We start from the raw sequence: 15,341 nt of genomic DNA, 5'->3' as shown, positions 1-15,341 counted from the left end.
AACAAGGCTTGAACTTCTTTGGTTGGAGACAGTAATATTTGCTGAACTCCCATTGTTTTTTTGGTTTTATTCACCTCTGTTTTCCTGAATATTGGTTGACTTGTCTGCTTTCAGCTATTATACTAGATATCTCAAGGTTCATCAACAAAATTTAGAAAGAAAGAAAGAAAGAAAGAAAGAAAGAAGACGGGGACTCTCATTCCCTCGTGCCGCTTCCCTCTCAGGACTGAAGTCTCGCTCGTTTCCCGCATCCCGTATTGTTTTTATGATTGTATGCGATAATCGAACATTAACAGGGTAGAGGGCAGAGCATGATTGGTCAACTTCTCGACAGACGTTACCGCATCATTAAAGTCACAGACTCAAGTGAAGTGGGAAAAACTTATATAGCAGCAGATACTCACCGTCCCGGGTATCCGCAATGCACGGTTAGAGAAATGCGGCTCCTCGGCACCAGTTCGCAAACTCCAGAATTAGTCAAAATTATATTTCAAAGAAATGCAGAAATAATAGAAAAATTGGGTAAACACGACAAAATCCCCGAATTATTGGCGTATTTTGAGGAAAACCAAAGTTTATACTTAATAGAAGAATTTATTGCCGGTCAACCTTTAAGCCAAGAACTTATACCCGGTGAACCTTGGGCACAAGACCAAGTAATTGCTTTGCTATCATCCATATTAGAAGTTTTGGTGTTTATACACTCCAACGGTTTCATTCACCGCCGAATTCAACCAGACAGAACAATTCGACGCGAGTCAGACGGCAAATTTGTGTTGATTGACTTTAGCTTAGACAAAGAAATTAACCCGGAGCTCGTTAATTCTCATTTGTTGGCGCCAACATCCCCAAATTCTGTTAAAAAGCCTTTGGGAAAAAAACCGGAGTTAGCTGCTGAAACATTATATGTGCCGATCGAGCAATCAATGGGCAACCCCCGCTACAATAGCGACATTTACGCTCTAGGTACGATCGCCCAGCTTGCGGTAACGGGACTATCGCCCGAGAAACTGAGTGCCTTAAAAAACCAAGGCGAAATTTCCTGGCGCGATCGGGCGACTTGTTCGGCGGCTCTAGCAGATATTATCGATCGAATGGCACTCTCAAACTACGAGGAACGATATCAGGAAGCCACCGAAGTTTTGGCAGACCTCGAACAAATCACGGTAAAATGGGAGGCTGGGCGATCGCCAGCCACCATCATCACCGACACGATAAATCAATTTCAGCCGAGACAGCGCCCAACCAAACTGTTGCTGTTTGCAGCCATAGCCGCAGCTTCGATATTGACAGCACTGATAATTTACTTTTGGCACAGTCAAAGTCCGGCGAGAGCAAAAGAATTGTTCGCCCGCGGTGTTGCGAAGGCGCAGCAAGGTGACAAAACAGGCGCGATCGCCGATTATACTCAAGCGATCGCCCTCAATTCCAGCGATGCCGAAACTTTCTACAAGCGGGCTAACGCTCGCTACGACATGGGCGCCACCGAGCAAGCAATTGCCGATTACACCCAAGCACTTAAAGTCAATCCCAGCCACACCAAAGCCATCTACAATCGAGCTCTCGCCCGCCGCGACACCGGCGACAAGCGGGGGGCTGTGGAAGATTTTACCCAAGTATTGCGGCTCAATCCTAACAACGGTGACATATATTATCAGCGGGGTTTAGCCTATTACGATTTGGCAGACTACCGCGCGGCAATTGAAGACTACACTCAAGCAATTCGGCTCAATCCCAACGATGCTACAGCATACAGCAATCGGGGTTTAGCTCGATCGGCCAACGGCGACAAAACCGGAGCAATGGCGGATTTTACCCAAGCGATTCAAATTAGCCCCAAGGAAGCTGGGGTTTACTACAGTCGCGGTCGATCGCGCTTTAATCTAGCAGATTATCAAGGAGCGATGGAAGATTACAGTAGGGCGATCGAATTGGAACCAAACCAAGCTGATGCTTATACCAATCGGTGCAGCGCTTACTTAAATTTAGCAACCTACGACAAAGCGATTGAAGATTGCAGCCGAGCAATTCGCCTCGATCCCAAAGATGAAGCAGCTTACAACAACCGCTGCATTGCTCATCTGAATTTAAAGCAATTTCAAAAGGCCAGCGAAGATTGCAGTTTGACGATCGGACTCAACAGCAACAATCCCAAAGCATACAGCAATCGAGGATTAGCTCGATCGGCTTCGGGAGACAAGCAGGGGGCCGTCGAAGATTTCACTCAAGCAATTAAGCTCAATCCCAGCGATGCAGTAGCTTACAGCAATCGCGGTACTATTTACTCAGAACTCAAAAATTACCCTTTAGCGGTTGAGGATTTCGCTCAGTCGCTACGGCTCAACCCCAACAATGCTAGCGCTTTTTACAGCCGAGGTCTCGTCCGCCGCCAACTCAAAGATCGGGCTGGGGCGATCGAGGATTTTCAGAAAGCTGCAACACTGTTTCTAGAACAAGGAAGAGCCGATGGTTTTCAAAACGCACAAGCACAGATCAAAGATTCTAAATAAACTATTAGTCATTAGTCATTAGTCATTGGTTATTGGTTATTGGTTATTGGTTATTAGCGCGAGCGTCCCCGCTCGCGAACGTTATTAGTCAGTAGTCAGTAGTCGGTAAACAATGGGAGCATCTCATTTTTGAAAAAAGCATTTTTTATTATAGTGCGAGCGTCCCCGCTCGCGACTATTCCAGGACTCGCGAGCGGGGACGCTCGCACTATTAAATGCAAAACAGAGATGCTCCCTAAACACTCAACTGTCAACCCTTCTTTTGCGCTCTTCGGGCAAGCTGTTAACTGCCAACTATCAACTATCAACTGCCAACTATCAACTGCCAACTGCCAACTGCCAACTGCCAACTGCCAACTATCAACCGTCAACCGTCAACCGTCAACCGTCAACTGCCAACTGCCAACTGTCAACTGTCAACTGTCAAATGTCATTAGCAAAAATGAAAAATCAAGAACAAAAAAGGAAACAGCAAAAATCACCAATTACGAATTACCCATTACCAACTCCCCCTTCCCAGTTACCAATTCGCAATTATCAATTACCAATTACCAATTACCACTTCTCAAATTCCGATATGAACATGGTTGGTCAACTTTTAGACAGGCGTTATCGCGTAGTCCAAATCCTCAGCTCGGGAGCCTTCGGACAAACTTATTTAGCAGTCGATACTCGCCGCCCAGGTCACCCTCAATGTGTAGTCAAACAACTGCGCCCTCCCAGCAACACTTCCACAGTTCTCAAAACAGCTTACCGATTATTTAAACAAGAAGCAGAAATATTAGAAAAACTGGGAAAACACGATCAAATTCCATTTTTACTCGCTTATTTTGAAGAAAGCAATCAATTCTACCTCGTAGAAGAATTTGTACCCGGCCACGCCCTCAATCGGGAAATTGTGGCCGGTCAACCTTGGCGCGAAGAAAGAGTGCTGGATCTGTTGGAAGAAGTGTTAAAAGTTCTCGCCTTCGTACACTCTCAGGGAGTGATTCACCGCGATGTTAATCCCTCCAACTTAATCCGCCGCAAACCAGACGGCAAATTAGTTTTAATTGACTTCGGCTCGGTTAAAGAAGTTGCCAATCACGCCAGCGAGTACGATACAGAATTTCCGCGCACCATTGCGACGGGAACTCCGGCTTATATGCCGATCGAACAATTTCAAGGCAACCCGCAATTTAGCAGCGACCTCTATGCCGTCGGGATGATGGCGATCCAAGCTATCACTGGTTTGCCCGGTACGGATTTGCCAAAATTGCAAGATCCGAGTCCTTCTCACACTGGGGAAATTGTTTGGCGAAACCGAGCTCAATGTTCTCAGGCACTGGCAAATATAATTGACAAAATGGTCTGCCACCAATTTAGCAAACGCTATCCATCGGCTGAGGAAGTTTTGGCCGCTCTCAGCAAGCTGAAACACCGCCAAGAGCCTGGAAATACGGCTCAAAATAAAAATATTTCTCCGTCGAGCTTACTGTCTTCCAATACTTTTTCTTCAGGTTTGGGAAGTCGGTTTTGGTGGCTGATATTAGCTGGATGCGGGGCAATTGCTATGGTATTTCTGTTTAATTATTGCAGCCGCCCGAATCCGATCAAAGCCAAGGAATATTACGAAAAGGGAGTAGCAAAGTCTCGCAATCAAGATGCGGCAGCAGCTTTGCAGGCTTTTGACAAATCAATTCAATTAAATCCTAACAATGGTGAGAGTTTTTATCAGCGGGGTAATGCTAATTATGATTTAAAAAAATATCAAGAAGCAATTGCCGATTATTCTCAGACGATCGCTCTCAATCCTCAATATTTTAAGGCTTATTTTAACCGAGGGCTGGCCCGTCGCGATTTCAACGATAAGCGCGGAGCGATTGAGGATTACACTCAGGTTTTGAAGCTCCAGCCCAACGATGTTGATGCTTACTATGAAAGAGGAGTGACTTATTTAGAAATGCAAGATTACAAGACGGCTATTGGGGATTTGACTGAAGTAATTCGGTTGCAGCCGAACTTGGTTAAAGCTTATCATTCGCGGGGGTTGGCTCGGGCTGGGAGCAGCGATTTGCAGGGGGCGATTGGAGATTATACTGAGGCAATTAAGCTCGATGCTCAGAATGTGGATGCTTTGTACAGTCGGGGGAGAGCGCGCTTTCACCTAGGAGATTATCAGGGAGCATTGGCGGATTATAGTCAGGTAATTGCGATCGATCCCAAGAGTGGAGATGCTTACGCGAATCGTTGCAGCACGCAGTTGAATTTAGGAGCGCATCAAGCCGCAATTGACGATTGCACTCAGGCAATTTCGCTAAGCGAGGAAGATGGGGTTCCCTATAACAATCGCTGTATTGCTTATTTAAATTTGAAGGATTACCCGAAAGCAATTGCCGATTGCACTCAAGCGACAACACTAAATCCCAAGGATTATAATGCTTTCAGCAATCGCGGTTTAGCTCGCAGTGCCGGGGGAGATACACAGGGGGCGATCGCCGATTTTACCGCAGCAATCGGGCTCAATCCCAACGATGCTGAAGCTTACGCCAATCGGGCCAAGGTTTACCAGCAGTTAAATAATTCCAATAGTGCGATCGCCGATTACGTGCAAGCCATTCGGATCAATCCGAATTATGCTGGTGCTTACTACGGTAGAGGCATGGTTAGGCGATCGTTAGGAGACAAAGCAGGAGCAATTAGCGATTTCGAGAAAGCAGGCAAAATCTTTCTCGATCAAGGACTTACCGGCGGTTACAAAGACGCACAATTTGAGATTGACAAACTCAAATAATTCTTAGGTACGTAGTTGCGCTTCAGCGCTCTTTTGCATATATATAAGAAAGAGCGCTAAAGCGCAACAACGTACCTTACTAACCCTCTGGATTTTGAATTCGCTCAACCAAATCATAAAAAGGTTGCCAATTATCCTCAAGAGCGATCGGTTCCCAAACAGCCTCAATCGTCGGCCTCAACAGCGATTGTTCCGGATTGTGCTGGCGCAACCTGTCCGCCATCTTATCCATATCATCCGCCGATAAACTTTGCAAAACGTGACAATAAAACTCCCGCCAAGGTGCTAACAACTCCGTCGCTTCGGCCTCGCTAAAAATTTGATTGACATCATCTCGCCAAGTGCGATTAAACTGTCTTCGCAATTGAAAAAAGAAATCATGATAATCAACTTGAGACTCCGCCAGCATCTTAATTGTCAGCTTCAAAAGCTCATCACCATCAGCCTCAGACAAATCCTCAAATCCCAACCTATTCAGCATCAACTGTCGGTAAGTAGTATTATAATACCCACCAAACTTAGCCAAAGCAGCATCCATATCAGCTTTAGGAATAGCGGCTGCTAGCGGTTGCTGAAGCTTCTCCAAATTCCCGTGACAAATAAACGGTTGATTGCCGTAAGCATAAAGACCATAATAGTCAAAATAAGCTGCTGTAAACTTCGGATTATAAGTCGGAATAAACGCAAAAGGCCCGTAATCAAAACTTTCACCAGTAATCGACATATTATCAGTATTCAGCACCGCATGACAAAAACCTGCCGCCATCCACTGAGCGACCAATTCGGCTACACGCTTGACTAAATCCGCATAAAATAGCGCATACTTTTCTTCCGGTGAAATACCAGAATTGCTAGCTTCTAGATGCAGTTTAGGATAGTAATATTCAATGACAAAATCTAAAAGTTTTTTAATTAAGTCCGGGCGACGGATATAATTTAGCCTTTCAAAAGTGCCAAAGCGGATGTGAGAGTGGCTAAAACGCACCATCACGGACGATCGCGTCGGAGAAGGTTCATCGCCCCGCCACAAAGCATCACCCGTTTCAACTAAACTAAAACAGCGAGACGTGCGAACTCCCAATCGGTGCAAAGCTTCAGCCGCCAAAACTTCGCGAACTCCCCCCTTGAGAGTGAGTCTACCATCAGCACTGCGCGAGTAGGGAGTGCGGCCGGAACCTTTAGTGCCGAAGTCGTAAAGTCTGCCATCAGTACCGCGAACTTGGCCGTACAAAAAGCCTCTACCGTCGCCTAAATTCGGGTTGTATTCGTTGAATTGATAGCCGTGATAGCGGAGTGCGAGAAAGGGACGCACGCAGTGAAATTTGCCGAATGCTTGAATGAAATCTTCGTCGGTTACTTGTGCCGGATCTAAGCCCAATGTCGGCAATAATTGGTCGTTGCGGAAGCGGAGGATGTGCTGCGGAAAATCTGCCGCCGGGACTTCATCAAAGTAGTCGCCACCGAGGGATTCGAGGGCGGGTTCGTAGTTGAGGGAAAGCAAGGGATTTGACATTTGTCTATTTTATGTTGAAAATGTTGAAATTGGCAACTCATTGTAGGGTGCGTCTGTTGTAAAAATTTTAAACGATAGACAGAGAATCTTCGGCTGACGCACCCTACGGTTAGTTATTGTAGGGTGCGTCTGTTGTAAAAATTTTAAACGATAGACAGAGAATCTTCGCCTGACGCACCCTACGGTTAGTTATTGTAGTTATTGTAGGGTGCGTCAGTTGTAAAATTTTGAACGATAGACAGAGAATCTTCGCCTGACGCACCCTACGGACTCACTACTCGTGACCAATATGTGCCGGAATATCTGGGATGTCATTTGCTCCCCAATCTTCAGGATAAATGCTTTGGGCAACAAATCGATGGAAGCTAGAATATTGCCAATCTTTGGGGGACTGGCATAAACCATGTTTGACTGGATTGTAATGAATATAATTGCAATGATTAGCATAGTCTGTTTCATCTCTAATTAAATGTTCCCAAAATCTTCGCTGCCAAAGATTTCTTTCTTTCCGTTTTTTTCGAGATGGGCTAATTTCGGCTTGTATTCCTAATTTATCAGCGCATTCATGTGTGACAAAAGTTTTAATGAATCGCCAACGAGTTGCATAATTGTTATCACCCTCTGGTAGTGTCCAAATACAATGTATGTGATTTGGCAATAAAACAATTGCCTCAATTGAAAAAGGGTAAAGTTGCTGGACTCGGAGCAGGGATTTTCGTAAAGATTCCCGAGCAATATCGCTGCACAGCCAAGGAATTCTTTGATAAGTGACTTGGGTGAAAAAGTAGGTTGCTCCGGGTATCGTGGCTCTCCGGTAGTTCGACATAATATTGAGTTAGTAGTCGTTAGTTATTGTCGGGTGCGTCAGGACTGAATGTTTTCTGACATTGCTGATTTTTTCGCCTGACGCACCCTACGGTTAGTTATGGACAGACAGATAATCTTCGGCTGACGCACTCTATGGTTGGTTATTATCGTTATTGTCGGGTGCGTCAGGACTGAATCTTTTCTGACATTGCTAATTTTTTCGCCTGACGCACCCTACGGTTAGTTATTGTAGGGTGCGTCAGGACTAAATGTTTTGACGACATACAGATAATTTTTGCCTGACGCACCCTACAGTTGCTCTACCTCCTATTTAAACTGCCACCAAAGTAGGCTCTAAAGTTGCCACTAATTTCAGATTGTACTCATCCTCAAAACACGGCTTTTTATAATCTAAACTCCACAGTTCCAAAGCACAATCGTCACCGGGATTGAGCGGTTGCAGCCGCAAGTGAAACTCTCGAACTTCCGGGCGGTGTTCGCATTTGAAATCAGTAATTGCCCCAATCTGCCGCCTATCCAAAGCCACAGCCAACCGCAGAAATGGATGCAATTTACTAACGACTTCTCGGTATCTTTTCGGGAGAATGACAAAATTTTCGTGTTTCTTTTTTGGAGGATTTTTCCGGTGATAGCGAGCTATATTGGCAATTACTTCAATCTCAGTTTCAGTGTATCCCAATAATTCACCATTGCGAATTAAATAGTAAGAATGCTTGTGGTGCGCCGAATGGCTGACGTACAAACCGCTGTTATGCAGAATCGATGCCGCCCACAGCAACTCGCGTTCTTCGCTTCCCCAATTGTGCAGAATTCCTTGGGTTTGGTCGAATAAATTGAGTGCAAATTCGGCGGTTCTTTCGCTTTGTTGTAAGTTAACTTGATATTTTTGGGCCATGTGCAGAACACTGCGCTGGCGGATTGAACCTTGATAGCGCAATCGGTTTTCAATCAAACCCCGACTTAGCATCCAGTCAACAATGACGCCTTCTCTTAAAGATCGATCGCACACCGTGAGGGATTCCATACCTAATAATGCCATCGCTTCCTGCAAAATCAACGCCCCGGCGAGAATAATTTCCGCCCGCTTATCCGACATTCCGGGAATCGCCAGCCTTTCGGAGTAGGAAAGTTTGCGGAAACGATTGACTAGCTCGCGCAAATCTTTTAAACTTAACTGATATCCAGCCAGCGGACTCGGAACTGTTCCCAACTTTTCGCGAGCGTTAATTGCAGCCAGAGTTTCGATGGTTCCCGCAGTGCCGATCAAGCGCAGATGTTCGCCTATCTTGAATTGCGATCGCAATTCGTCGATCGGTCTTTCCAGCGAAATCCGAATATAAGCTTGCAAATAGGCAAACTCCTCCCGGCTAATCGGGTCAGTTTTGACAAATTCTCCTGTTAAGCGCACAGCACCAATTTTGGTACTGGTGAGACAGCGCGGTTCAGAACTATCTCCTAAAATTAACTCAGTAGAACCGCCACCAATATCAATAATCACCTGCGATTGATTGTTAAATTCCATTCCCGAAAGAACACCGAGATAAATTCTCCGCGCTTCTTCTTGTCCGGAAATTAAGCTCACATTCAAGTCTAATTCGTCAGCAACTTGTTTGAGAAAATCCCGCCCGTTAGGCGCTTCTCGAACCGCACTGGTAGCCACAGCGATGACTTGTTCAGCATTAAAAGTTTTAGCAATATCTTGAAAACGGCGCAAAGTTGCGATCGCCCTTTCCATCACTTCAGACTTCAAACACCCTGTTTTAGCCTCACAATCACCCAACCGAACCGTATCTTTTTCTCTAGCAATAATCGCAAACGCAGGCAATTTCGGATCGATCCGCGCCACCACCATATGAAACGAGTTAGTACCCATATCAATAGCGGCAATAATGCGATTTGACTCCGCAGCAGCAAGTGAATTAACCATTGGAGTGTATCGGGGTTGACAGATATTTATAATTATTTCACGAATCCAGTGAGGCGCGATCTTAAATCAGCAAAAATCGGGAATTAGGGCATAGGGCATCGGGCATGGGGCATCGGGCATGGGGCAAAGAGGGCATCGGGACATACATCACTTTTTTGAGAACCGCTATAGTAGGTGATTTTGCCTAAAATTTGATAGAATTTAAAGCTAAAAATCTAAAATCTAGAATTGAAATGCTTATAGAGCCCGATCGCCAATCTGAATCTACACTACTTACTATCATCCGGCTGTTGAGATGGGACAAGCCAGCAGGAAGGCTAATTTTAATGATTCCAGCCCTGTGGGCCGTCTTTTTAGCAGCAGACGGAAAGCCGCCCTCCGCATTGGTAGGGGTGATAGTGTTGGGTACCTTAGCCACGAGTGCGGCGGGATGCGTCATCAACGACTTGTGGGATCGCGATATTGACCCGGAAGTAGAAAGAACGCGATCGCGCCCCCTTGCATCCCGCGCCCTAAAAGTGCAAACTGCGATCGGAGTCGCTGTAATTTCCTTTGCTTGCGCCGCCATTCTCGCTTTTTATCTCAATCCTTTAAGTTTCTGGCTGTGTGTCGCCGCCGTACCAGTAATTATCTGTTACCCGCTAGCAAAAAGATTTTTTCCCGTGCCGCAATTAGTGTTATCAATTGCCTGGGGATTTGCAGTTTTAATTAGTTGGAGTGCCGCCGTCAATAAATTAGAATTAGCAACTTGGTTGCTGTGGGGCGCGGTAGTCTTGTGGACGATGGGATTTGATACAGTTTACGCAATGAGCGACAAAGAAGATGACTTGCGTGTGGGCGTCAATTCTAGCGCTATCTTTTTCGGGGATAACGTAACTAATGCTGTGGGTTTTTTCTTTGTTGGTACTGTAGGTTTATTAGCAGCAATGGGAATCAATCTGCACTTGCACGTCGGTTTTTGGATAGCAATTTGTGCGGCAGCAATTTTGTGGTTTTTGCAGTACAGTCAACTGCGAAAAGCCGATATTCCCAAGCCTGTTTACGGTGAAATCTTTCGCCAAAATGTTTGGGTTGGGTTTGTCATATTGGCGGGAATGATTGTTGGGGAGATTTTTTAGCCTGCGGTTGGAAACCGCGCCTACACAAACAAAACCCACCTACGTGGGTTAAATAAGTCCACTAAGCCTCTCCAATAATGATTGTGGAACAGGCATCTTGCCTGTTCAAGACTGGCTTTTCTGACGATCGTACCTTCTATGTAAAGTTATATTACAAAAACAGAAACTTCGCATAAAAACTCCGACGCACTCCAGATAGATAAGTAGCGGCGGAAGTTCAGCGAGTTTGACCCACCCTCTGTGTAAAGTTATATTACAAAAACAGAAACTTCGCATAAAAACTCCGACGCACCTCTGATAGATAAATGTCAGCCCAAATTATTGGATTAATCAAGGTGCACCATGTCTAATATATCGATCGGCAATTTAAGCGACAACTATATCTCGATCGACTTCGCAGGTAAAACTGACCCCACAGACACCTATCGTTTTAATCGGCTGAATCCGGGTAGCTTTCGAGTTACGGCGGTCGGATTTAGTTCCATTGTTGGGATGCAGCTTCTCGACACTCAGGGAAAAGTCGTCAAAGATATCGAAACCAACGGCACAAATTCCGGCACTTTTAGCATCGATAATTTGGGCGCAACAAATTATGCACTAAAAATCTCTGCACCTTCGCGCGATACAAATTATCAAGTTACTTTAACCCCAGACGGAAAAGTCGATCCGCTGACAGGCTTAGGCGTTACCTCCGGTTTCTTCACTCCCGATTCAACTGGTCAAGTTGGTTTTGACTGGCTACATGACGGCGGCAATTATAAAGGTGAAGTTGCCATTTTTAGCGTACAAGGTATGGAGAACTTCGATCCTAATTCTGAGGAATTTATCAAAGAATCAGCAAGACGAGCTCTGACAAATTCTACCTTTGGTCACGTCGTAATTTCTGACTCCATAGAAGGTGCAAATCCGCTATTTAACGGCGGTTTAGGAGAGGAAAACTATAACGAGGGACAGTACAGTGGCGCGAAAAAATTTGGGATGAAACCGGGAGATGCTTTTGCGGTGATGTTAGTACCAAATGGTACTGTGCGAGATATCTTTAACAATCCGGGTGCGGACGGTGACAAACGTCCGTTATTATCTTTATCTAGCCTGAATCCAGATGATGCTTTTTTGTTTGGTCAAATAGCAGATGTGACTGGCACCGGCAAGGCATTTGCGATGGAAGATCAGCGAGTCGATCGGGGTTCTGATAAAGATTACAACGATTTAGTTTTCAAGTTGACTGGTGCGACTGGTAAGGCTGTGTCGATCGACAAAGTGATCGATAAGAGCAAAGATTGGACTAAACTCGATGGCGGCAAGAAATTGATCGAGTATGTCACTCCAACACCGCCTGTAGCGACAACGCCACCAGTTGTTGTACCGCCGACAACTCCGCCAGTTGTTGTACCGCCGACAACTCCGCCTGTAGCGACAACGCCACCAGTTGTTGTACCGCCGACAACACCTCCAGTTGTTGTACCGCCGACAATGCCGCCAGTTGCGACAACACCGCCTGCTGTTGTACCGCCAGTTGCGACAACACCGCCTGCTGTTGTACCGCCGACAACGCCACCAGTTGAGACAACACCGCCTGCTGTTGTACCGCCGACAACACCGCCAGTTGCGACAACACCGCCAGTTGCGACAACACCGCCTGCTGTTGTACCGCCGACAACGCCACCAGTTGTGACAACGCCACCAGTTGCGACAACACCGCCTGCTGTTGTACCGCCGACAACACCGCCAGTTGCGACAACACCGCCTGCTGTTGTACCGCCAGTTGCGACAACGCCACCTGCTGTTGTACCGCCAGTTGAGACAACACCGCCAGTTGCGACAACACCGCCTGCTGTTGTACCGCCAGTTGCGATCGCACCGCCTGTAAGAGTAAAACCTCCGATCGCCCCCCCAACTCCTTCACAACCACCTAAGATCGACCCAAAACTGCCTGTAATTGAACAACCGATCGACACTGAAGCGCCTATCCCTATCAGTGTGGCGCCAACGGTCGATCGCACTTTTGTAGGCATCATCGATACTGGGTTTGCTGCGAAGAATCCCGATTTGGATTATTCTAAAGTGACCTTGGGGCGCGATCGCATCGACAAAGACAGCAACCCGTTGTTAAATGCTGGAGAAGGGAACGAACACGGCACGTTTAGCTGGGGTTTAGTAAGTGCAATTCAAGGGAATGATATCGGGATTGATGGCTACAACGATGGGGCGAATGTTTACCTAAGTCGGGCAATTGGTTCGGGGGAATGGGATTTAGCTTTAACTGATTTTGTAAGTGAAGCGAAGGGACAAAAGAAGAAGAATGCGATCGCACTTCTTCCCCTGGATTTAACTCAAAAGAATGCTGACGGTAGCATTACTACTCGTTACGAGTTTACAGCGCGGGAGCGTGCGGCTTTGGAAAATGCGCGTCAAAATGGGGTGCTGTTGGTTGTAGCGGCTGGTAATGACGGCGGTGTGATGTCGGTTTTGGGTCAATCTTCTCAGGAGTTTGACAATATTATCACGGTTGGTTCGTCGGATGGTTTTGGGCGATCGGATTATTCGAGTTACGGCTACGGTTTGGATATTTTAGTGCCCGGAGGTGCGATCGATAATCCGACTTTATCGACTGTTGGCGATGATATTGGTACGATGTCGGGAACTTCGGCATCGGCGGCTAAGGCGGCGGGGATGGCGTCTAAGGTTTGGGAGGCTAATCCCGATTTGAGTGTGACTCAGGTGATTGATGTTTTGACTGGAAGTGCGATCGACTTGAAGGAGCCCGGATGGGATAAGGAAACGGGTTTTGGGGTGGTGAATTTGAATAAAGCTGTGCAAGTGGCGAAGGATACAAAGCCACAAAGTTACACGCCTAGTCCTTTCTTGAGTCCGACAACTTGGGGTTTAGAAGGAAAAGTCACGCCTTGGGAAAGAGCAACTTATGACATCAAAACAGGCAGTTTCACCTCGATTATTTGGTCTTCTAATGGTGTTAATCTCCGCAATAGCACGAATTTGAGCGATCGTAGCAATGTGAATGTAGGATACAAAGGTCAGGTTTTCACTTTCGATGCTTGGACTTACGGGGAAGCAGTCCCGGATCTGACGACAGGTAAACCAGACGCTTTGTGGTTTCGGATAAATCAAAACGGCAAATCTTACTGGGTACCGAGTGCATACACGAATGGCTACCCACCTGGAAACCCCCCATTACTGCCTCCAGCTAATTCTAATCCAATCAATCCAAGCCCAATCAATCCCAATCCAATCAATCCCAATCCAATCAATCCCAATCCAATCAATCCCAATCCAATCAATCCCAATCCAATCAATCCCAATCCAACGCTGCCACCTAGTTCAATTTCTATCAACGGACGCACTATTGGTGGCAGTTTCTATCCGGTTTTCCAGAATTATAAAGCAACACTGGGCAATCCGACTTCTGATGCCATCAACTATAATGGCGTGAGCTATCAGACATTTGACAAAGGGTCGATCGTTAGCAGTAAAAATGGAACTTTCCCGCTTTATGGTGCTATCCGTCAAGAATTCTTGAAAACAGGTGGATTGGATGGCAGGTTGGGCGCTCCGAAGAGTGCGGAAAAGGGCCAAGGGGATGGAACGCTAATCCAATACTTTGAGAAGGGTTACATTTCCTGGAATGGCGTTAAGGCGATCGCATATGAGGAAGGCAGCAAGCCACCAACAACTCAAATCCCCATTAACAAACCCATCCAATCTTCTGACTTACGAAATATTAACACTGCCCTTGATAAGTGGAATGGAAAGACAGGTATCACAGACCCTAATGGCTACTACCCTGGACAATGTGTAAGTCTTGTGAAGACTTATACTCATGAGTTGGGCATCACTATGGGTGTAATCAAGGGAAATAACCCTGCTGATCCTTATAACGAAGGAGCAAAATGGGGATTTGTAAACCCTTCTCTTCCGCCCGGTAAATTTGAGAAAATTAAGTTTACAGCAAACGAGCAGCCTCAAGTAGGAGATATCATCTTTTTTGATGCTACCCCTAGTAATGGCTACGGACACGTTGCTGTTGTTCAAGCAGTTTCAGGAAACAGCCAGATTACAATTCAAGAATCTAATGGCTATGAGGCAAGTCGTGCTGTAGTTAAACGGCATTCAATGAATTTATTGAAATCAGATCGTGGTCCGGTTATGGGATGGCTACGTCTCAAACCATAACTAATTTAAAAGATCGCTCACCAAAAATAAAAGCGATCGCCCTTTTGGAACTATCCGAAAGGGCGATCTTCTTTTATTTGAGACGAAAGATCGATCGCCCTTCTGACATCCGCGTTAATCTGCGTCCATCTGCGGTCAAAAAAGATCGATCGCCCTTTCTAATAATCCAGAAGGGCGATCGCGATCTCTTGAATTTACTCGTATTGAGTCTCCAAAAAAAGCTCATTCATCCACTAAATTCCAGAAATCCTCCGACTTCAATCCTCCCTCTTCTTTCAAACTTTGCCGAGATTTATCCAAGATTTGATTGAATTTTGGATTGTTAGCCAACAAGAAACGCTCTAGAGCTTCCGGATCTCTAATTAAAGTCATTGCCGCTACTGGTTGACCATTTTCGGTAATTAAAATTGGCTCTCCGCGATCGGCATTCCAGTAATCAGCAAATTTTGCTATAATTTCAGCTAAAGAAACTATTTTCATG

At 45.9% G+C, this 15,341-nt stretch carries 8 protein-coding genes; 4 read left to right on the top strand and 4 right to left on the bottom strand.

Translation table 11 applies throughout. The annotated features are described in order from the left end of the window. Window positions 1–311: 311 nt before the first annotated feature. Together JGK22_RS18075 and JGK22_RS18070 are read left to right on the top strand one after the other, a co-directional pair. Window positions 312–2,510, top strand: coding sequence for a tetratricopeptide repeat protein (locus JGK22_RS18075; protein ID WP_293313344.1), 2,199 nt, complete (start codon window positions 312–314; stop codon window positions 2,508–2,510). A 583-nt stretch (window positions 2,511–3,093) separates the two neighbouring features. Continuing rightward, window positions 3,094–5,283 (top strand): serine/threonine-protein kinase, encoded by a 2,190-nt coding sequence (locus JGK22_RS18070; RefSeq protein WP_293178728.1) that lies wholly within the window; start codon window positions 3,094–3,096, stop codon window positions 5,281–5,283. Between the two features lie 79 nt (window positions 5,284–5,362). Here the strand turns inward: JGK22_RS18070 and JGK22_RS18065 are convergent, their stop codons facing one another. The 3 genes from JGK22_RS18065 to JGK22_RS18055 all read right to left on the bottom strand — a co-directional run bounded on the left by JGK22_RS18065 (window position 5,363) and on the right by JGK22_RS18055 (window position 9,551). Further along, a complete protein-coding gene (locus JGK22_RS18065; RefSeq protein ID WP_293271326.1) occupies window positions 5,363–6,796 on the bottom strand; it encodes a YdiU family protein in 1,434 nt (477 codons plus the stop codon). A gap of 274 nt (window positions 6,797–7,070) precedes the next feature. Further along, complete coding sequence (locus tag JGK22_RS18060) at window positions 7,071–7,622, bottom strand: transposase (protein WP_293178682.1); 552 nt, start codon at window positions 7,620–7,622, stop codon at window positions 7,071–7,073. Window positions 7,623–7,934: 312 nt separating this feature from the next. Beyond that, window positions 7,935–9,551 (bottom strand): Ppx/GppA phosphatase family protein, encoded by a 1,617-nt coding sequence (locus JGK22_RS18055; RefSeq protein WP_293207603.1) that lies wholly within the window; start codon window positions 9,549–9,551, stop codon window positions 7,935–7,937. Between the two features lie 233 nt (window positions 9,552–9,784). On the opposite strand from JGK22_RS18055, the gene JGK22_RS18050 reads away from it, so the two are divergent. Then, window positions 9,785–10,669: a 4-hydroxybenzoate solanesyltransferase gene (locus tag JGK22_RS18050; protein ID WP_293198322.1), complete on the top strand. Its 885-nt coding sequence runs from the start codon at window positions 9,785–9,787 to the stop codon at window positions 10,667–10,669. Window positions 10,670–11,011: 342 nt separating this feature from the next. Beyond that, the gene (locus JGK22_RS18045) at window positions 11,012–14,860 is read left to right on the top strand and encodes a S8 family serine peptidase (RefSeq protein WP_293313342.1); all 3,849 of its coding nucleotides are present in this window, start codon (window positions 11,012–11,014) and stop codon (window positions 14,858–14,860) included. Between the two features lie 222 nt (window positions 14,861–15,082). Here the strand turns inward: JGK22_RS18045 and JGK22_RS18040 are convergent, their stop codons facing one another. Then, a complete protein-coding gene (locus JGK22_RS18040) occupies window positions 15,083–15,340 on the bottom strand; it encodes a type II toxin-antitoxin system Phd/YefM family antitoxin (RefSeq protein WP_293178670.1) in 258 nt (85 codons plus the stop codon). Window position 15,341 lies beyond the last annotated feature (1 nt).

Source organism: Microcoleus sp. PH2017_08_TRC_O_A, assembly GCF_020738665.1.
Classification (GTDB): domain Bacteria; phylum Cyanobacteriota; class Cyanobacteriia; order Cyanobacteriales; family Microcoleaceae; genus Microcoleus.
The sequence above is the reverse complement of the archived record's forward strand: the minus strand, read 5'-3'. Positions and strand labels throughout refer to the sequence as shown.